Annotated in this window: 15 protein-coding genes and 2 pseudogenes; 12 read left to right on the plus strand and 5 right to left on the minus strand. The window is 71.8% G+C overall.

Translation table 11 applies throughout. The features are described from left to right. The first annotated feature begins 9 nt into the window (after positions 1-9). The 8 genes from ACWC97_RS10740 to ACWC97_RS10775 all read left to right on the plus strand — a co-directional run bounded on the left by ACWC97_RS10740 (position 10) and on the right by ACWC97_RS10775 (position 9,731). A complete protein-coding gene (locus tag ACWC97_RS10740; RefSeq protein WP_450648683.1) occupies positions 10-2,085 on the plus strand; it encodes a hypothetical protein in 2,076 nt (691 codons plus the stop codon). Beyond that, positions 2,082-3,086, plus strand: coding sequence for a zinc-binding dehydrogenase (locus ACWC97_RS10745; RefSeq protein WP_352273198.1), 1,005 nt, complete (start codon positions 2,082-2,084; stop codon positions 3,084-3,086). The genes ACWC97_RS10740 and ACWC97_RS10745 overlap by 4 nt, the downstream gene beginning before the upstream one ends. Continuing rightward, positions 3,083-4,279 (plus strand): class I SAM-dependent methyltransferase, encoded by a 1,197-nt coding sequence (locus tag ACWC97_RS10750; protein ID WP_450648685.1) that lies wholly within the window; start codon positions 3,083-3,085, stop codon positions 4,277-4,279. The genes ACWC97_RS10745 and ACWC97_RS10750 overlap by 4 nt, the downstream gene beginning before the upstream one ends. A gap of 36 nt (positions 4,280-4,315) precedes the next feature. Then, the gene (locus ACWC97_RS10755) at positions 4,316-4,882 is read left to right on the plus strand and encodes an AAA family ATPase (protein WP_450648686.1); all 567 of its coding nucleotides are present in this window, start codon (positions 4,316-4,318) and stop codon (positions 4,880-4,882) included. Positions 4,883-4,975: 93 nt separating this feature from the next. Continuing rightward, a complete protein-coding gene (locus ACWC97_RS10760; protein WP_450648688.1) occupies positions 4,976-5,626 on the plus strand; it encodes a hypothetical protein in 651 nt (216 codons plus the stop codon). A 92-nt stretch (positions 5,627-5,718) separates the two neighbouring features. After that, complete coding sequence (locus ACWC97_RS10765) at positions 5,719-7,206, plus strand: SDR family oxidoreductase (protein ID WP_450648689.1); 1,488 nt, start codon at positions 5,719-5,721, stop codon at positions 7,204-7,206. A gap of 333 nt (positions 7,207-7,539) precedes the next feature. Beyond that, positions 7,540-9,411: a DNA/RNA helicase domain-containing protein gene (locus ACWC97_RS10770; RefSeq protein ID WP_450648812.1), complete on the plus strand. Its 1,872-nt coding sequence runs from the start codon at positions 7,540-7,542 to the stop codon at positions 9,409-9,411. Positions 9,412-9,602: 191 nt separating this feature from the next. Further along, on the plus strand, positions 9,603-9,731 hold the full coding sequence (locus ACWC97_RS10775; RefSeq protein WP_366289749.1) for a DUF6408 family protein: 129 nt from the start codon (positions 9,603-9,605) through the stop codon (positions 9,729-9,731). Positions 9,732-9,784: 53 nt separating this feature from the next. Here the strand turns inward: ACWC97_RS10775 and ACWC97_RS10780 are convergent, their stop codons facing one another. The 4 genes and pseudogenes from ACWC97_RS10780 to ACWC97_RS10795 all read right to left on the minus strand — a co-directional run. Further along, complete coding sequence (locus ACWC97_RS10780) at positions 9,785-11,896, minus strand: DNA/RNA helicase domain-containing protein (RefSeq protein ID WP_450648814.1); 2,112 nt, start codon at positions 11,894-11,896, stop codon at positions 9,785-9,787. Between the two features lie 222 nt (positions 11,897-12,118). Next, complete coding sequence (locus ACWC97_RS10785) at positions 12,119-13,357, minus strand: FAD-dependent monooxygenase (RefSeq protein WP_450648816.1); 1,239 nt, start codon at positions 13,355-13,357, stop codon at positions 12,119-12,121. 32 nt (positions 13,358-13,389) lie between these two features. After that, a complete protein-coding gene (locus ACWC97_RS10790) occupies positions 13,390-14,022 on the minus strand; it encodes a maleylpyruvate isomerase family mycothiol-dependent enzyme (protein ID WP_450648691.1) in 633 nt (210 codons plus the stop codon). Further along, positions 14,019-14,219, minus strand: a pseudogene (locus tag ACWC97_RS10795) (fumarylacetoacetate hydrolase family protein); the annotation flags it as partial. The gene ACWC97_RS10790 and the pseudogene ACWC97_RS10795, both read right to left, overlap by 4 nt. Here ACWC97_RS10795 and ACWC97_RS10800 point away from each other — a divergent pair. From ACWC97_RS10800 to ACWC97_RS10815, 4 genes and pseudogenes are all read left to right on the plus strand, one after another. Next, positions 14,216-14,536: pseudogene (locus ACWC97_RS10800) on the plus strand (alpha/beta fold hydrolase); the annotation flags it as partial. The pseudogenes ACWC97_RS10795 and ACWC97_RS10800 sit on opposite strands and share 4 nt — an antisense overlap. Before the next feature lie 215 nt (positions 14,537-14,751). Further along, entirely contained in the window at positions 14,752-15,414 is a 663-nt protein-coding gene (locus tag ACWC97_RS10805) for a DedA family protein (protein WP_450648693.1), read from the plus strand. 92 nt (positions 15,415-15,506) lie between these two features. Then, on the plus strand, positions 15,507-16,763 hold the full coding sequence (locus tag ACWC97_RS10810; protein WP_450648694.1) for a sensor histidine kinase: 1,257 nt from the start codon (positions 15,507-15,509) through the stop codon (positions 16,761-16,763). Then, positions 16,754-17,398, plus strand: a complete 645-nt coding sequence (locus tag ACWC97_RS10815; protein WP_352273213.1) for a response regulator transcription factor — start codon at positions 16,754-16,756, stop codon at positions 17,396-17,398. The genes ACWC97_RS10810 and ACWC97_RS10815 overlap by 10 nt, the downstream gene beginning before the upstream one ends. Before the next feature lie 245 nt (positions 17,399-17,643). Here the strand turns inward: ACWC97_RS10815 and ACWC97_RS10820 are convergent, their stop codons facing one another. Then, complete coding sequence (locus tag ACWC97_RS10820) at positions 17,644-18,972, minus strand: class I SAM-dependent RNA methyltransferase (RefSeq protein ID WP_450648697.1); 1,329 nt, start codon at positions 18,970-18,972, stop codon at positions 17,644-17,646. Between the last annotated feature and the right edge of the window lie 111 nt (positions 18,973-19,083).

Below are 19,083 nucleotides of genomic sequence, written 5' to 3' on the forward strand. Positions count from 1 at the left end.
AGGAGCATCGTGGAACCGTCGCACCGCGCCACCGGGCACGTCACCGACCATGCCCGGCACCCCGACACCGGCCCGCTTCGCGCCCGGCGGCGGGAGGTACTCGACTGGTACGCGTCCCGACCGGCCGGGACGGACGCCGGACCGGACGCCGGACGGGGCGCCGGGCGGGCGTGGCCCGAGGGGGCGGTGGTCGTCGTGGGGCGCGGCCCGCACCCGCACGGAGCCGATCTGGCGGCCCTCGGCTGCCGCATGGCCGCGCACGTCCCGCTCGACGCCTGGCGGCGGGGCACCGGTGCGGGGGCCGGGGCCGTCGAGCGGGCCGTCCCGTCGTCGGCGGGATACGTCCTGGTGACCGTCGCCAGGGACGCGTTCGACCTCCGGTTCGCCCGGGACGTCGTGGCCCTCGGGCACCGGACCGGGCTCCCGGTGGGGACACTGCCCGCGCGCTCCGCCGGGGAGCTGGGCTTCATGCTCCGGCGCATGGCCCTGGCCAGAAGGGCGCGGGCCGGGGCCCACGTCTTCGTGGACGCGGCCGATTCCTCGTCCGTGGTGGGCGACGCGGCGGAGCTGGCCGCGCCCGGTCCCGAGGGCGTGCGCACCGTCTCGGTGTACGGCCACGGCAACGAGTCCCATGTGAAGATCGGCAACCGGTTCGTCTGCGCGCACAGCACCAGCGGCTTCCCCGGGCAGGACTGCGCGTGCGCCCCGAACGGCCTGCGGCTCTGCCGGCTCGACGACATCCGTTGCGGCTGGATCCACCTGGGGTCGTGCGGGGCGCTGATCCCCGACTGGCGGCGCAGTCGGCCCGCGACCAACTTCGTCGACGCCTTCGCGAGTTCCTACGCGGCGACCCTGTGCGGCTCGCTCTACCGCATGCCGACGTCGCGCCGGGCGATCCTCGTCCATGAGCTGGCCCAGCTCGGCGGCGCCGCTCCGGGCGGGGACGACCGGTCGGCGGGGACGCTCTGCCTGGGCGATCCGGTGCTGCTGCGCCACCGCTCCGACGCGCCGGACCGGAAGGCGGCCCTGGCGTCGCTGGGCGGTGAACTCGGCGAGATCGAGGCGGGTTCGGCGCGTCTGGCCGAGGACCGGGCCCGGCTGCTGGCCCTGACCCGGGCCGTCGACGACGCCCGGGGTCTGCTCGTCGCCCTGCGCCTGGCGGTGGGCCCTGCCGGACGCGGGGTGCCGGCCGCCTGCGCGCGGGGGATCGACGGGGCCCGGGGCTGGGCGGTACGGGCAGCGGCGGTGCTGTCGGCGGCGAGCGGGCGGACCGTGTACGGCGAGCCCGTCCGGGCCGAGTTCGCCCGCTGTGTCGCCGGAATGGAGTCCCTCGGCGAACGGTTCGAACGGGATCTGGTCGCCTTCCTGGCGAACGTTCCGGAAGACGCACGGGCGGAGGTTGCCGAAGGTGCACGGGCGGAGGTTGCCGAAGGTGCACGGGCGGAGGTTGCCGGAGGCGCGGGCGTTCCGGCGGGCCCGCCGGGGAGTGTTCCGGTGGTCGGTGCCCGCGCCGTCGAGCGCGCCATGAGGTCCGGGCTGCTCTTCGGACCGCCCGGCCCCGACGTGCTGTGCGCCTGCCACCTGTGCGGGCTCCCGGTCCGGGTCGGCGCGGCCCGGGGCGCGGCGGACGACCGGGAATGCCACTGGGCGCGGTGCGACGTCTGCGGGGACCTGGCGCGGTCGCCGGACGGGGAACGGTTCCCGCTGGTCACCGTGGCGGGGCCGGGCGCGGTCGGCGTGCGGTTCTTCGGCACGGACCCCCGCCCCGGCGGTGCCCGGCCGGAACCGGCCGCCCGGGTGGTCGTGGACGTCGACGACGGGTCCGGGGGCCTGCGTACCAGGAGCGCGCACGTTCTCGCGCCGGGCGGAGCGGTGCGGGTGCGGTGCGACACGGGCGGCGCGGGGCCCTCGCTGCGGGTGCGGGCCCTGGTGGTGTCCGGGTTCGCGATCTGGTTCGCGCGGGCGACCGTGCCGTCCGCCGAACTGCTCGGCGCCCCGCCCCCGTCCGGTTCCCCCCGACACGAAGGAGGCCGAGGCCGTATGCGCGGCACCGCTGCCGGCCGGCCCGAGGGCGAGGGCTCATGAAGGCCGTGTTCGCCACCGCCCCCGACCCCGACGACCCGCTGTCCACCGTCGTCGTCGGGGACCGCCCCGACCCGGAGGTGCCCCCGGGCTGGGTCCGGGTGGCGGTCCGGGCGGCCTCCCTCAACCACAAGGACCTCTGGACCCTGCGCGGCGTCGGGATCAACCGGGACCAGTACCCCCGCATCCTCGGCTGCGAGGCGGCGGGGATTCGGCCGGACGGGGCGCGCGTGGTGCTCTATCCGCTCCTCGACTCCCCGCCTGGCCTCGCCGACGAGACTCTGGCGATGCCCGCGGCGCAGCTCGTCGGTGCCCGGCCGGGCACCCTCGCCGAGTTCTTCGCCGCTCCCCCGGAGAGCCTGCTGCCCGTCCCGGACCATCTGTCGTGGGAGGAGGCGGCCTGCCTGGTGTGCACCTGGCTTCCCGCGTACCGGATGCTGTTCACCAAGGCGGCGCTGCGTCCCGGGGACACCGTGCTCGTCCAGGGCGCGGCAGGCGGCCTGTCCACCGCGCTGACCAGCCTGGCGTCGGCGAGCGGGGTGCGCACCTGGGTGACCGGCCGGTCCGCCGCCAAGCGGGCCCTGGCCCGGCGGCTGGGCGCGAGCGCCACGTTCGAGCCGGGGGCCGAACTGCCCGCACCGGTCGACGCGGTGATCGACAGTGTGGGCCGGGCGACCTGGACGCACACCCTGCGCAGCGTCCGGCACGGCGGCACGGTGGTGGTCGCGGGCGCGACGACCGGCGACGTCCCGCCCGCCCGGCTGCACCGGATCTACTTCCACCAGATCAATGTCGTCGGTTCGTTCAGCGGGACCCGGGAGGAGTACGCGCGGATGGTGACCCTGATGCGCACCACCGGCATCCGGCCGCTGGTGGACGACGTGCTGCCGGCGCAGGAGGCGCGCGCGGCGCTCAAGCGGCTCGCGGACGGGGACGTACGCGGCAATCTCGTCCTGACCTGGCCGGACCTCCCCTCGCCGGCCGGCGGAGGGGAGGTCCGGTGAGCGCCGCGGCCGAGGTGCTGCGCGAGGCGGGCGAGGGCGGTGCCGTGCCGCCGTGCGACCGCCGGTTCCACTACGTCCCGCCGTGGCGGGCGGCGACGCTGACGGCGCTCGCGCGGCAGGTCCTGCCCCCGGTCGCCGAGGTCGCGGCCCGGTACGCCGCCGCCCGACCGGACGCCGAGGCCACCGCCGAGGAGACGGCGACGCTGCTCGCGGCCTGCGCGTACGTACGGCTGCGGGGCGCGCCGGACGGCTGCGTCCTCGCGTTCGGCGGGCTGCCGCCGGAGCTGGTGGAGCACGCCTGTACGGAACGGATGACGGTACGGGCGGCGCGGGAGTGCGTCGGCTGGTTCGACGCCAACCAGCGCCCGCTCACCCGGGTGGACCTCCCCGGGGCGGGCACGTGCGACGGCGCGCTCTACGGGCCGGAGCTGGCCCGGCGGTACGCCCCGGCCCGGCCGGTGACGGAGCGGTTCAACGCCGTGCTGCGCGGCTTCGCCCGGGATTTCCTCGGTTCGCTCCGGGTCCTGGAGCTGGGTACGGGCACCGGCAGGCTGGCCCGTAACGTGGCGCCCTTCGCGGGCTCGTACACCGGGATCGAGGCATCGCGCGCGATGATCGAGGCGGGGTGCCGGGACGGCCTGGACGTGCGGCACGGCGACATGATGGCGATGCCGTTCGCCACCGGATCGTTCGACGCGGTCGTCGAGCACGAGAGCATCGACTTCTGCACGGAGCCGCTGCTGGCGGCCACCGAGGTGGAACGCGTACTGGCGCTGGGCGGCCGGTTCTACCGCGTCGAGTTGGAGACCGCGCCCGCCGCGGGGGTCGGCCGCCTCCAGGAGGCGGTCACCGCGCGGCTGGCGGAGGTGGCCGGCGGGGTCTTCCCGTACTGGACGAAGGGGCAGCGGCAGCGGCTGCACGGCTGGCTGCTGCGCCGCGGCTTCGTGCACCGCAGGATCGAGCTGGCCCGCTGGGACGAGACCCGGACGCTCCGCGACTGGCTCCAGGGCCTGGTCAACGCCAGTTATCCGTCCTTCTCCGGCATCGACGAACACACCGCGCGGTCCGTCTGCGCGGAACTGGCCCGCGCCGCCGCGCTGGGATCGCTCGACACCCGGTGGCCGGGGCGCGCCGGGGTGATCCTGCACATGTACGAGCCCGTCGACCGCTGCTGTCCGAAGCACCTCCCGTGACCCCTTCCCGTGTCCCCTTCCCGTGACCCCTGTCCCGTGACCCTGGAGAGAGCCATGCTGGTCTGGATCAACGGCGCCTTCGGCGCGGGCAAGTCGAGCGTCACGGAGCAGCTGACGCGGATCGTGGAGAGGATCATCGTCTTCGACCCGGAGGAGGCCGGATTCCATCTGCGGGCCTGGGTGCCGATGCCGGATTCCGGGAACTTCCAGGACCTGGCGTGCTGGCGCGAGGTCGTGGCCCGCTCGTGTGCGGCGTTCGTGCGGCACTATCCGGACCACCTCCTCGTCGTCCCGATGACCGTGGTGAACGACGCGTACCGGCGGGAGATCTTCGACATCGTCCGCGAGGAGGGCGACGGCCTGCTGCACGTCTGGCTGTCGGCCGACCGCACCCTGCTGACCCGGCGCATCACCGCCCAGGTGATCCATCCGGACGACCCGGTGCGGGACGCGGACGTACGGACCTGGCGGCTCGGCCGGATCGACGCCGCGCTGGCCTGCGAGGACCGGCTCGACACGGACACCCTCGTCCTGCCGACCGGCACGGCGAGCCCCCGGCAACTGGCCGAACGGATCGCGACCCGCGCCGGAGTCACCGGTTGAGGCACCCGGGGATCTTCCGCCGCATATGGGAGGATCGGGCGCTGTGAGGACGCTTCCCGTTCGGCCCACCGCACCCGTCCCTCCCGCTCCCCGATGACCGGCGAGAACACCGCGCGCGCGATCGACGCGGACCGGTTGCCCGAGGACGTCCTTGCCCTCGTCGACGCCCTCGGCCCCGGCGAGGAGCTGGTGATCACCCGGGGCGGCGCGCCGTTCGCCCGGATCACCCCCGTCACCAGGACCGTCCTCGTCGGCACGCTCGTCGCCCCGCCGAAGACTTCCGACACCTCGGGGACCTCCGGGACCCCCGGGACCCCCGAGGAGGAACCGCACCCCCCGGACGGGTCCGTCACGGTCGTCGCCACGGCCATGGAGCTGTCGGACACGGCCCGCACCGCACTCTCCGACCGGCTCGGCCCCGACTACATCGTCCTCGACATGCGCTCCGCCCCCCGCTCGGCCGACGTCCTGCTGGTCCCCCCGGTCAGCCCGCAGCTGATCGGGTCCTTGCGCTCGTCCTTCCCCGACGCCCGGCTCGTCGTCACCGAGATCGAGGACCCCGAGCTGGGCGTCGACTACCAGGGCCCCGTCCGCCGCCTCCTCGACGCCGGAGCCGAGCTCTACCTCCCCCCGGCCACCCTCCCCCGCCTGGCCGACCAACTGGCCCACGCCCTCACCCGCCCCCCGGGCCCCGCCCTGGAATCCCCCGCCGCCCGGGAGATCGGCCCGGCGGAGGACCCCTGAGCCGGGCCGGACCGGGCCCGACCGCCCGCCGCGCGCTCCCGCCCGCGGTTGCGCAGTATGGACAGGACCGACGGACGGAAGAGGCGGACGGCATGGAAGCGACGGCGGACCGGCCCCTGTGTCTGGTGACCGGGGCCACCGGCTACATCGGCGGGCGGCTCGTGCCGGAGCTGCTGGCCGCCGGGTACCGGGTGCGCTGTCTGGCCCGCTCCCCCGGGAAGCTGCGCGACCATCCCTGGGCCGGGGAGGTGGAGGTGGTCCGGGGGGACGTCACCGATCCCGACACGGTCGGGGCCGCGATGCGGGACGTCACCGTGGCCTACTACCTGGTGCACGCGCTCGGCACCGGGCGCGGTTTCGAGTCCACCGACCGCACGGGGGCCAGGGTCTTCGGCGAGCGGGCCGCCGCGGCCGGGGTGCGCCGGATCGTCTACCTCGGCGGGCTGACCCCGGCCGGGGTGCCCGAACGCGAACTGTCCCCGCATCTGCGCTCCCGGGCCGAGGTCGGGCGCATCCTGCTGGACAGCGGGGTGCCGACGACGGTGCTGCGGGCCGCCGTGATCATCGGCTCCGGCTCGGCCTCCTTCGAGATGCTGCGCTATCTGACCGAACGGCTCCCGGTGATGGTCACCCCGAGCTGGGTCCACACCCGCATCCAGCCCATCGCCGTCCGCGACGTGCTGCGTCTGCTGGTGAGCTCCGCCGGAATGCCCGCCGACGTGAACCGCGCCTTCGACATCGGCGGCCCCGACGTGCTGACGTACCGGGACATGATGCTGCGTTACGCGGCGGTCGCCGGGTTGCCCCGGCGCGTGATCCTGCCGGTGCCGGTCCTCACCCCCGGCCTGTCCAGCCACTGGGTCGGCCTGGTCACCCCGGTCCCCTCGTCCATCGCCCGCCCGCTGGCGGAGTCGCTGCGGCACGAGGTGGTGTGCCGGGAGAACGACATCACCCGCTACGCCCCCGACCCGCCCGGCCACCCCATCGGCTTCGACGAGGCGGTGCGGCTGGCCCTCAAACGCGTACGCGACGCCGAGGTAGCCACCCGCTGGTCCTCCGCCTCGGTCCCCGGCGCCCCCAGCGACCCGCTGCCCACCGACCCCGACTGGGCGGGCGGAAGCCTCTACACCGACCGGCGGGAACGCCTGGTCGACGCCTCCCCGGAGGCCCTGTGGCGGGTCGTCGAGGGCATCGGCGGGGAGAACGGCTGGTACTCCTTCCCCCTGGCCTGGTCCGTGCGGGGCATCGCCGACCGGCTCGTGGGCGGTGTGGGCCTGCGCCGCGGACGCCGGGACGCGCACCGGCTGCGGGTCGGCGACTCGGTCGACTTCTGGCGGGTGGAGGAGATCGAGCCCGGCCGGCTGCTGCGGCTGCGCGCCGAAATGCGGCTGCCCGGACTGGCCTGGCTGGAACTGCGCACCGACACCGACGCATCCGGCCGCACCCGCTACCGCCAGCGCGCCCTGTTCCACCCGCATGGCCTCCTGGGCCACGCCTACTGGTGGAGCGTCTCCCCCTTCCACGCCCTCGTCTTCGGCGGCATGGCCCGCAACATCGCCCGCACGGCCGAACGGGCCTGACGGCCGAGTGCCCGGCCGGCCGGACGGACCACCCGAATTCCCGTCCGTTCCCGGTGGAGCATCAGGCACCACAAACCGCCCCGAAAGCCAGCCTTTCCGAATAAACAGAACTCCAGGAATTCCTCAGAAAAGACGGGGAATTAAATCGGCTCGCCATCAGCGAAACTCGTGGATACAGGGCTGCGGTGTAGCCCCGGGCTCACGGTCCGCCTTCTGCTCTAGACTGACAAACACCATCTCAGCGGCCCGCCGGGCTTCCGCTCCACTACCGTGGAAGTCGTAGGACATGCCCCCACCCGCGCGAGCTACTTCGTGCTGCCTGGGGGCTTCTTCTTGCTGTTCCGTGAATCTGCGGCATCGTTGGCCGACCGCACCCGTCTCGAAGGCCGCCTCGCCGAACTCCTGCAGGAGAACTTCTTCCATAAGCACCGCCATCAGCCCCAGCCGTCGGAAGTGCGCTCCTGGGAACGCAGCATCCCGGCACTCACCAACGCGCTGATCGAGGCCGGACTCGGCGAGATCGAGATGTTGCTCGAGTACGGGCTGCCGCTGACCAGCAAGCGCGCGGATGTGGTACTCGCCGGTGTTCACCCCGCCACGGGCAATCCGTCGTACGTGGTCGTGGAACTCAAGCAGTGGAGCAACGCTTTCCCCGAAGAGGACGACCCGTTGCGGTGTCGCATCGATGCGTACCCCGAGCCGGTCCTCAACCCGATCGAGCAGGTACGGAGCTACTGCGACTACCTGATGTCGTTCAACGGGGCCTTGGAGCACTTCCCCGATTCGGTCGCGGGGGTGGCGTATCTGCACAACGCCACCGAGTTCGGTGTCGCTGGGCTGCGCTCGGTTCCGGAAGACACCCTGGGCCGCATGTTCACCGGTGAGCAACGTGGCGCCTTTATCGCCTACCTGCGTTCGAGGCTGGCCCCGAAGCCCGGGGGAGAAGCTGCCGACGCCCTGTTGCAGGGAAAGGTCCGGCCATCGCGACAGCTGATGGCGGTTGCCGCCGAAGAGGTCCGCGATCGTGAGCAGTTCGTCCTGCTGGACGAGCAGCGGCTCGCCTATGAGACGGTCATGTCCGCCGTCAGAAAGGCACGGCGGTCCAATCACAAGCAAGTGATCGTGGTGGCGGGCGGCCCCGGCTCCGGCAAGAGCGTGATCGCCCTCTCCCTGCTGGGCGATCTGTACCGGCGCGGGGTCCCCGCACTGCACGCCACCGGATCGCAGTCGTTCACGAAGACCATGCGCAAGGTCGCGGGCGCCCGGAAACCTGAGGTCCAACGGCTCTTCCGCTACTTCAACAGCTTCATGGAGGCCGAGCCCAACGATCTGGACGTGCTGGTCTGCGACGAGGCTCACAGACTGCGCAAGACCTCCGCCAACCGGTACACCAGGGCCGCCCTGCGCACGGGGCGGCCGCAGGTGGCGGAACTGATGGACGCCGCCCGTGTGCCCGTCTTCCTGCTCGACCAGCACCAGGTGGTACGTCCCGGCGAGATGGGCACGGTGCAGGAGATCCAGGATGCCGCTGCCAGGCAGGGGCTGGAGTGCACGGTGGTGGAACTCGACAGCCAGTTCCGTTGTGGCGGCAGTGACGCGTATCTGCGCTGGGTGACAAGCCTGCTGGGCCTGGAAGGCGAAGCCCCTTCCGTCTGGGAACCCGATGGCAAGGTGGAGCTGCTGACGACGGACAGCCCTCAGAAGCTCGAGGACTTTCTGATCGCTCAGCGTGCCCGCAACTACGGAGCCCGCATGTCCGCGGGCTACTGCTGGAAGTGGACGACGAAAATCACGCCGTCCATGAACGCGCTGCCGCCGGACGTCACCATCGGGGATTGGGCCCGACCGTGGAACCTGTACGGAGACCGCTCCCTTCTCGGCGCGCCGCCTGCCCCGCTCTGGGCCACCGACCCCGCTGGATTCGGTCAGGTCGGATGCGTCTACACGGCGCAGGGCTTCGAGTACGACTGGTCGGGCGTGATCATGGGACAGGACCTTGTCTGGCGGTCCGACCGATGGATCGTGGATCGCACGGCCTCCAAGGATCCCTCCTTCACCAGGGCCACGCCGGACAGCGAAGTCGACAGACTGGTCCGCAACACCTACAAGGTGCTGCTGACACGAGGAATGATCGGAACGATCATCTACTCCACGGACCCCGAGACCCGTGAGAAACTTCGCTCCCTCGTCCCCGCAACACACTGATTCCGCGACCGGGTTAATATCGGCGTGCTGCGCACCTTCCCGGAGGGTACGGGCGGTGGTCTGTGCGTCTGCCCCAACCGGCAGGGAGTGACGGATGGTTGTGCCCGTCGTGTGGTGACACTCGACGCGAGCTGTGGATACCCGGTAGGGCGTCCCCCTTCCATTCCATATCTCACTGCTCTGGAGTGGCCATGACTACGGTCGAGTACAAGTCTGCGCGTCGTGACCGGATTCGCGAGATCCTGATCGACATCGCTGCGGGAGTCGTCTCCAACCTTGTGGTGACGGCTCTGGCGACGGTGGCAAGCCTGCTCTTCTGACGCGGGCACGTGGCGGGCCCGGTGAGCCCGCCACGTACTCCTCCCCGTTCCACTCAGAACAGCCGGAGGTCCCCACTCGACTTCCGCTTCTTCCTCCTCCGGCCGCCCGCACCTCTGCTCGGCCGGGGCAGGTGCGGGCTCCGGGCCTCCAGTGGCAGGTTCTCCCAGGTGGGCCGCAAATCGTGGAGTTCGACCTTTCCTACAAGTTCGTTGAGGTAGGCCCGCGTTTCGGCATCCGTGGAGTACAGCACTGTCGCGCGGCTGGCCCGGGTCATCAGCACGTGATAGGCGTGACGGACGAGCCGTGCGAACTCCTCGTCGTCGACACTGCTCGGTCGCACCTTCGGGTCGAACGATCCTGGCCGGTCGACCCGTTTGATCTTCGACCCCTCTTCTTCGCGCTCCTTGCCCCGGCAGAAGACCCACTTGTCCCCACGGCGCACCATGTCCTCGCCCATGATCACACCGCACCAGTCCCACTCGAGCCCTTGAGCCGTGTATACGCAACCGATCTGCCCGAGGCCGTTCTCGTCGGTCGACCATGTCTTCGTCGGCGGTACCCGGCCCTCTTCGCACCGACTGTCGCTGTCCGCGTTCCACGGCCGGTGCCATGTGCCGATGCGGACATCAGGCTCCAGTCGTTTCTCCTTCCCGAGCGGCTTCGTCCAGGGCCAGCAGTAGCCTGCGACCATCCGGCCGGAGGCCCCTGCGAGCACTTCGGTACGGATCGTCCGTTCAAGCTCCTCCGGTGTGTTCGCCACCTCGATGTGCATCAGCCCGTCAGGGCGCCATTCCTCGACGGGCTCGTCCGAGACCCCGAGTACGGCGCGTACCCAGCGGATGTAGGCGTCACTGCCCCCACAGCGGAACTGCTCCCGAAGGTTGCTCGAGACAAGTCGGGCACCGTACCTCTTTGCCGCGTCTTCGATGAGCCCGACGGTTCCGACCTCGTTCGGACGGACGGACTGGCCCTCGTCCAGGAAGAAGACGGTGAGACGGGACGCCTCGAGGAGTTCGTCCACCTGCGGACCGGTACCCCAGTCCTCCGGCTTCCAGAAACGGTTCGTGGACCGGTCCCGAAGGCGGTGCGCCTCATCACAGATCAGCATGTCCAGAGGCGGGTCCGGCGGTGTGACAAAGTTGCTGAAGTAAGTGAACGACTCCCTGAACTCCCGGTCCCCGTAACCGACATGCTCCTGAAGCGCGCCATTGAAGGCCCTACTGCCACTGGCGTACTTGACCGTCCTACCCTGCGCCTCCAACTCCGCCTTGAGCTGGAGACCGATCGCGCTCTTCCCCGTACCGGCTCCACCCGTGACCAGAAAGACCACACGACGTTCGTCCGGGACGAGAGCGGGGCGGGCTGGGTCGGGAAGCACCTTGGCGGCGGCTTCCAGAATCTGGTCGGCGACCCGCTTCTGTTCTCTTCTCAGGGTGAAGACCGTGTCCTCCCCGCGGGACCGGATCATGGCGTCGAGCAAGGGCGTGTTGCGCAGGCCCATGCGCTGCATCATCCTCTCGGCCTCGGACCCCGCTCCGTCCTCCGCGAAGTTCTTGCGGAGATCAAAAAGCAACTGGTCGCGCCGATCAGCCGTATACACCTGAGCGTAAGCACCGGTCGGTGCGTCCACGTCCACCAGGGGCCGCACCGAATCGTCCGTCGCATTGTGCAGGTAGGCGAAGCCGCCGCACGTGAAGTCGATGCTCCCGAGGGGGCCGTGCTCGCTCGTGAACGCTTGGTAATACTCGCGCAACTGGATGGCCGGATGTTTTTTCTCCCCCATTCCCGGCACATGGACCATGTCCGCAGTGGCCCGTTCCACGCGGGTCACCGTGGACCAGCGCTTCAACTCGACCAGTTGTACGGATGGCCCGCCGGCATCCGGATGGCGGCCCACCAGTACGACATCGACGAGCCTTGGGGTTTCGTTCCGGTCGCCCTCATCGATCGTCACAGCGCATTCGACGATCATCTCGACGTTTCCGCGCCCTGCGGCAACCAGGTCGTTCGCCAGACTGACCAGGCTCTCGGCCCACGCGGAACGCTCCGACAAGGAGGCGTCGGCTCCACGAAAGTGCCGCCACCGGGCGGCAAGGTGCGGCACCATGCGGCGACGAGCGTTCAGGGCAAGGAGATCCCGCGCCGACAGTTTCAGCAAAAGCATGGACACGAAGTGGTTCCCCCGGGCACGAGTGATTCGTGCGGGTGGGGGCATGTCCTGTTCGGAAGCCCGTCGGGCCGCAATCGGTTCCGGTGATCCTAGAGAATGGTCTCCCGCAGAAGTACACCGCCACCGTGGTGGCCCGCCTGCGGTGGCCCGGAACTGCACCTCGACCGGGCACAGGTCCTTGGACCGTATGCCCGGTCGGACCGGGCCCCGATGCCGTCACACGGCGCCGGCCTTGGCCTCCTCCGGTGCCAGGGGGATCGGGGTGAACATGGGCGGTTCCTGGTCCGGGGTCAGGGCGGTCGGGCCGTAGAGCCAGTCGACGAACGTGTAGTCGTAGGTGTCGCGGGACCGCAGCAGGGCGTTGCGCTGTTCGCGCGGGGTGCCGTCGAGGTGCCACAGCTCGCCCCACGCGCGGGAGGTGGTCAGTACGCGGCGGCAGTGCTCCGGGCGGACCGCCTCGTACGCGGCGAAGACGGTGTCCCAGTCGACCGTGCCGTCGGCGGAGCGGTTGCGGGCGACGTGCTCGCCCAGGACCCAGCCGTCCTCGATCGCCATGACGGCGCCCTGGGCGATGTACTGGAGCGGCGGGTGCGCGGAGTCGCCGAGCAGCGCGATCCGGCCGTGGACCCAGTGCATGACCGGGTCGCGGTCGAACATCCGCCACCACTTCTCCCGCCACATGAACGGCAGGCCGTCCTGGACGAAGCCGCAGGTCCCGGCGAAGGCGGCGTCGAGTTCGTCGGGGGTGCCCCAGTCCTCCCGCCCGGCCAGTGCCTTGGGCGACTCGAAGACGGCGACCTGGTTGAGCAGTTCCCCGCCGCGCAGGCCGTAGTGGACGAAGTGGCAGGCGGGGCCGACGTGCACCACGACCTCGCTGAGGTCGAGGGAGCGTACGCGCGGCTGGTCGGCGGGGACGGTGCCCCGGTAGGCGACGTAGGCGGAGGAGACCGGCTCGTCGTCGACGAGCAGCTTGCGGGCGACGGAGTTCAGCCCGTCGGCCGCGATCACGACACCGGCCTCGAGCCGCTCGCCCGAGGCGAGGGTCGCGCGGGCGCCGCCGTCGGTGTTCTCGTACGCGACCACCTCCGCGTCGGTGACCAGCTCGACGCCCGCCCGTTCGCAGGCGCGCAGGAGCAGGCCGTGCAGGTCGCTGCGGTGGATGACGAGGTACGGGTAGCCGTAGCGCTGCTCCAGGTCCCGCAGGTCGAGCCGGGTCAGCTCGTCGCCGTCGACGGCGTCGCGCATGACCATGGCGTCCGGGACGACGCCGAGGCTCCTGGCCTCCGCGAGAAGGCCGTAGTCGTCGAGGATCCGGGTGCAGTTGGGTGCGAGCTGGATGCCCGCGCCGACCTCGCCGAAGGCCGGGGCGCGCTCCAGCAGGCGGACGGTCAGGCCCTGGCGGGTCAGCGAGAGCGCGGCGCCGAGGCCACCGAGGCCGCCGCCGACGACGATCACATCGGGTTCGGGGTGGGACATGGTTCGACTCCTCAGAGCCACGGGCCGAGCGCGGGGGCGTCGGCGAGCGAGTGCGGGCGGCCGGACAGCCAGGCGGCGATCTCCGGCAGCGGTCCTTCGGGCAGGCCGGCCAGTCCGCGCCGGTCGCGGATCTCGTCGGCCAGCGCGGTGAGGAAGCCGCCCGGCAGGTCGGTGAAGGCGGTGCCGGTGGCGAGGTCGACGGCGTGGACACAGACCTCCCGGGCCCGCATCCAGGGCAGTTCGGTGGCGGGGACGGTGCGGCCCTGGGCGGTGACGACCGGGTGGTGCCACTGCTCGTCGGTGAGGGTGTCGAGCCCCTCGGCGAGCTGCCGCGCGGAGGCGGTCAGCCAGGACCGCAGCTCGCCGGCGGAGAGGGCCGGGCCCCGGGCGATGCCCTCGGCGCGGGCCTCGGCGGAGGCGTACATGGGCGTCTCCTCCCCGGTGGCCGCCCAGTGGACGAGGTTGCCCAGGGCGTCGGCGTTGGCGGCGACATGGGCGGCGAGGTGGCCCCGGGTCCAGCCGGGCAGGGCGCTGTCGGCCCGGAATCCGGCCTCGTCGAGGTCCGCGACGGCATCGAGGACCAGCTCCGTGCCCGCGCGGGCCCAGGCGCGCGCGTCGGCGACGGTCCGGGCGGGGGCCGTCATGCCTCGACCACCTTGTTGGCGCAGGCGCCCAGGCCGGAGATCTCGGTGACGACGCTCTGGCCCGGCAGCAGGAAGACCTTCGGGTCGCGGGCGTTGCCCACCCCGGCGGGGGTGCCGGTGGCAATGATGTCGCCGGGGCGCAGTGTGATCACGGTGGAGATGTACTGGACCAGGAAGACCGGGTCGAACAGCGCTGTGCGAGGCCCGCTCCCAGGCGGCCCTGGCCCGCCCCGAGCACCTCTCCAACTACGTGGCGGGCCTCCCGAAGGGCGCCCCCCTGCCCCGCTGGGTGGACCCGGCCCGGCTGAGCGGCATCACCGTGCCCACCCTGCTCATCCACGGCCGCGACGACCGGGTGGTCCCCTTCGAGAACTCCCTGTTCCTCCTGGCGAACATCCCGGACTCCCGCCTCGTCCTGCTCAACCGCTGCGGCCACTGGGCGATGATCGAGCACGCCGAGGAGTTCAACCGCCTGGTCATCGACTTCGTCCGGGGAAACCCCGCCGAGTCCTGACCGGCCGTCACGGCCCCGGCGGGCCCGACCCCCCGGGGCCGCCCGCCTTTCGCGCGTCCGACCCTGCGGAAAACCGCAGGGTCGATGTGCGGGGAACACCACCGGGGTGGGAGGCAACCCGCATACCGGAGCGGAGCGGCGATTCCTAGGTTCGAGGGCGAACCGGGAGAACGACGGGGCAACCGGCCCGCCTCCCCTCCGATGTGGAGTCGCTCATGCACCTCACGACCCTGGCCCTCGCCCAGCAGCCCACGGACGGCTTCGCCGGCTGGGCCGCCGGTCTCGTCGACACACTGGGCGGCCCGGGAGCCGGTCTGGCCATCGCCCTGGAGAACCTCTTCCCACCGCTGCCCAGCGAGGTCATCCTGCCGCTGACCGGATTCGCCGCCGGTCAGGGCGTACTGAGCCTGGTCTCGGCACTGTTCTGGACGACGCTGGGCTCCGTGGTCGGCGCGGTGGCGCTCTACTGGATCGGGATGCTCTTCAGCCGGGAACGGATGCACGCGATCTGGGGAAAGCTGCCACTGGTGAACGCGTCGGACCTGGTCCGTACCGAGGAGTGGTTCGCCCGGCACGGCACCAAGGCGGTCTTTCTCGGCAGGATGGTGCCGATCTTCCGGAGCCTGATCTCGGTACCGGCGGGCGTCGAACGGATGCCCCTGCCGGTGTTCCTCATGCTCACCACACTCGGCAGCCTCGTCTGGAACAGCGTCCTCGTCATGGCCGGCTACTGGCTGGGCGACCAGTGGGATGTCGTGGAGACGTACGTCGGCATCCTGTCGAAGGTCGTCGCGGCCCTCGTCCTCGTCGCCGTCGCCGCCTACCTGGCGGTCCGGCTGCGCAGCCGCGGCCGGGCCCGGCACCGCCGCGCCTCGTGACCCCCGGCTCCCGCCCGAACGGCACGGCCCCACTCCCCGTACCACCCGGACGATCTTGCCCGGTCCGCACGGGCGCACTAGCCTCGGGCCCCGTGCAAGGGGATCTGGGAGGCACCGCGACCGACCGGCCACCGGCCGAGCCCGCCGGGAGCGACTCCCATGGGGACGCCTCCGGCGGTGACAACTCCGGCGGGGGCGGGACCCTCACGCGTACGGCCGTTCCGTCCTGGCCCCGGCGCGGCCTGGGAACCCTCGTGGGCAGCGCGACCGCCCTGGCAGGCGCCCTGTACTTCCTCCTCACCGGCGCGGCTCTCGGCCCGTTCCTCCTCTGGCCGCACACCCGGCCGAGCGCCCTGGCGGTCCTGATGGCCGGCGCCCGGCGCCTGGTCGCCCTCGAACGGGTCCGACGCTCCGTCTTCTTCGGCGACCTCTTCCCCGAGCACTACACGACTTCCGACCAGAAGGTCGTGCGCTACCTCGCGATCCGCGTCCTCACGGGCCTGCTCTGCGCGGTGGTCGTCGGATTCCTCGTCTTCGGAGCCGTCCTGGCGGGTCTCCTGGCCGGCGGTGCGGTCCGGGGCACCCTCGACTGGGACGAGCTGCTGACCCAGATCCTGCTCGGCGGCGTCCTGCTCTTCCTCGATGTCCAGGGCCTGCGCTCACTGGCCGCGCTCGACGCCCGGATCACCCGGGAGTGCTTCGGTCCCTCCGAGCGGGAACTGCTCCGGCACCGCATCGACGAACTCGCCGCCAGCCGGGCCGCGGTCGTCGCGGCCGTGGACGCCGAGCGGCGGCGCATCGAGCGGGATCTGCACGACGGGATGCAGCAGCGGCTGGTGGCGCTCGGCATGCTGATCGGCCGGGCCCGCCGGGGCCGCGACCCCGAGCAGGCCGCCGCACTGCTGCTCCAGGCGCACGAGGAGTCCCGGAACGTACTGACCGAACTGCGCGAGGTCGCCTGGCGGGTGTACCCGTCGGCGCTGGACAGCCTCGGACTCGAAGAGGCGATCGGCGGCGTCGCCGAACGGTGCGGCATTCCGCTGCGGACCCGCTTCGACGTCGGCGGCCCGCTGCCCCGGCCGGTCGAGACCGCCGCCTACTTCGTGGTGTCCGAGTCCGTGACGAACGCGGCGAAGCACTCCCGTGCCTCGGCGATCTCGGTGGCGGTGACCCTCGACGGCGCGCTCCTCACCGTACGGGTCGAGGACGACGGCACCGGCGGCGCGGACGGAACCGGCAGCGGCCTCACCGGTCTGCGCAGCCGGGTGGCCGCGCTCGACGGCACCCTGCACCTCCACAGCCCCCTCGGGGGACCGACCACCCTCACCGCGGAGCTCCCATGCGCGTAATCCTGGCCGAGGACTCGACCCTGCTGCGCGAGGGCCTGGTCAGGCTGCTCGCCGAGGAGGGCCACGAGGTCCTGGCGGCGCTGGGCGACGCGGTGACCCTGCTCAAGGAGGTCGAGGAGCAGCGCCCGGACATCGTCGTCGTCGACATCCGGATGCCCCCGACCCACACCGACGAGGGGCTACGGGCGGCCGTCGAGATCAGGGAACGCTTCCCCGGGACCGGCGTGCTCGTCCTCTCCCAGCACGTCGAACGCAACTACGCCGCCAAGCTGCTCGCGTCCAACGCCGAACGGGTCGGCTACCTCCTCAAGGACCGGGTGGCACAGGTCGAGGAGTTCCTCGACGCCCTCGACCGCATCCACGCCGGCAAAGCGGCGATCGACCCGGAAGTCGTACGCCAACTGGTCGTCCGAACCACCCACGGCGACCCACTGGCACGACTGACCCCCCGGGAACGCACGGTCCTGGAGGCCCTCGCCCAGGGCCACACGAACACCGCCATCGCCCAGAAACTGCACCTCTCGCTGAGCTCGGTGGAGAAGAACCTCAACTCCGTCTTCGACAAACTGGACCTGTCCCGCACAACCGGCTACAGCAGACGGATCCTGGCCGTGCTCCGGTACCTGGAGTCATAGCCCTGCACCGACTCCGGAGGCGGACCAGACCGGCTACCGGAGAGCCCGTCTCCAGCGAACGCATTCAGCGGTGCCGCTTCGGGCCAAAGGGCGACCCTGGTGATCGTGACACCCCGGCGGCCTCAGCCAGTTGCTCCTGCGTCATCCCGGTCCGCAGCGCCTTCAAACGGCAGAAGCGCATCAAGAAGCTTGAGGAGCGGGTGGACAGTGCGCGGTGCGTTTGCGCACACCCGCAAAACCCCAGGTCAGGAGTCCTTCTTCACCGGCTCCAAGATCGCCACGCACTCCACATGGTGCGTCATCGGGAACAAGTCGAACGCCCGCAGCGTCCGCACCCGGTAGCCGCCCTCGCGGAAGTACGCCAGGTCGCGGGCGAGGGCGGCCGGGTCGCAGGCGACGTAGGCGATGCGGCGGGCGCCGAGGGTGGAGAGGTGCTTGACCGTGGCCTTGCCGGCGCCGGCGCGGGGCGGGTCGAGGACGATCAGGTCGCATTCGGTGATGCCGGTGCGCGGGAGGACCTGGTCGACCTTGCCGTGCTCGATGCGGACGCGGTCCAGGTCCTGCAGGTTGTGGCGGGCGTCCTCGACCGCGCGCTTGCCGGACTCGATGCCGAGGACGGCGCCCTTCTCGCCGATGCGCTGGCCGATGGCGCCGGCGAACAGGCCGACGCCGCAGTAGAGGTCGAGGGCCGTGTCGTTCTTGCGGGGCAGGAGGCCCTGCATGACCGCGCGGACCAGGGTGTTGGCGGCCTGCGGGTGGACCTGCCAGAAGCCGCCGGAGCCGACCCGGTAGGTGCGGTCGTCGGCGCGCTCGCGGACGAAGGCGCGGCCGTGCACGCGGTGGACGCCGCCGTCGCGCTCGTCGACGCGCATCACCGAGACCGGCTTGTCCAGCTCGACGAGCGGGAGCCGGGCCCCCGGGCGCGGGGTGAGGATGACCTGGCGGTCGTGGGAGCCGGTGGCGGAGATCGCCTCGACCGAGGCCATGCCCGGCCACTCCCGCTTCTCGATGCCCAGCTCCGTGACGCCGGGCGCCGCGATCAGGCAGCGCTCGACCGGCTCCACGTCGTGCGAGCGGTGCTTGCGCAGGCCGACCCGGCCCTCCTCGTCGATGGCGTACTGGACCCGGGTGCGCCAGGCGGGGACCTCGCCCGCCGGGAGCTTGTCGCCCTCGGCCGGCATGACCGTGCCGTCCCAGCCCGCCTCCTCCGGGGTGAGGCCCGCGAGGCGCTGGAGCTGCTCGGCGATGACCTCGCCCTTGAGGCGGCGCTGGGCGCCCGGCTTGGCGTGCTGCCAGTCGCAGCCGCCGCACTTGCCGGGTCCGGCGTACGGGCACGGCGCCTCGACGCGGTCCTTGGACGCCTCGATGATCCGTACCGCGTCGGCGCGCAGGAAGCGGGAGTCGCTGTCGCCGTCGGTGACCCGGGCGACGACCTTCTCGCCGGGGAGCGTGTGCCGGACGAAGAGGACCCGGCCCGCCTCGGTACGGGCGATGCAGTGACCGCCGTGCGCGACGGGGCCGACCTCGACCTCGTACTCCTCCCCGACCAGCGACAACGTGGGTTCGTTCTGCATGACGGGGTGGCTCCAGGGATCAAGGGGGAAACGGCCGGACAACGACCCACCAGTCTACGTGGGTGTCGTCCGGCCGTTCACCACGAGCGGGCGGGCGGGCAACCAGGCGGC

It is taken from the genome of Streptomyces sp. NPDC001108 (genome assembly GCF_053598535.1).

What these genes read in the sequence shown, in the direction of transcription:
- ACWC97_RS10745 (WP_352273198.1), top strand. Translation starts at nt 2,082, where the DNA reads ATGAAGGCCGTGTTCGCCACCGCCCCCGACCCCGACGACCCGCTGTCC.
- ACWC97_RS10760 (WP_450648688.1), top strand. Translation starts at nt 4,976, where the DNA reads ATGACCGGCGAGAACACCGCGCGCGCGATCGACGCGGACCGGTTGCCC.
- ACWC97_RS10765 (WP_450648689.1), top strand. Translation starts at nt 5,719, where the DNA reads ATGGAAGCGACGGCGGACCGGCCCCTGTGTCTGGTGACCGGGGCCACC.
- ACWC97_RS10775 (WP_366289749.1), top strand. Translation starts at nt 9,603, where the DNA reads ATGACTACGGTCGAGTACAAGTCTGCGCGTCGTGACCGGATTCGCGAG.
- ACWC97_RS10780 (WP_450648814.1), bottom strand. Translation starts at nt 11,896, where the DNA reads ATGCTTTTGCTGAAACTGTCGGCGCGGGATCTCCTTGCCCTGAACGCT.
- ACWC97_RS10790 (WP_450648691.1), bottom strand. Translation starts at nt 14,022, where the DNA reads ATGACGGCCCCCGCCCGGACCGTCGCCGACGCGCGCGCCTGGGCCCGC.
- ACWC97_RS10805 (WP_450648693.1), top strand. Translation starts at nt 14,752, where the DNA reads ATGCACCTCACGACCCTGGCCCTCGCCCAGCAGCCCACGGACGGCTTC.
- ACWC97_RS10815 (WP_352273213.1), top strand. Translation starts at nt 16,754, where the DNA reads ATGCGCGTAATCCTGGCCGAGGACTCGACCCTGCTGCGCGAGGGCCTG.
- ACWC97_RS10820 (WP_450648697.1), bottom strand. Translation starts at nt 18,972, where the DNA reads ATGCAGAACGAACCCACGTTGTCGCTGGTCGGGGAGGAGTACGAGGTC.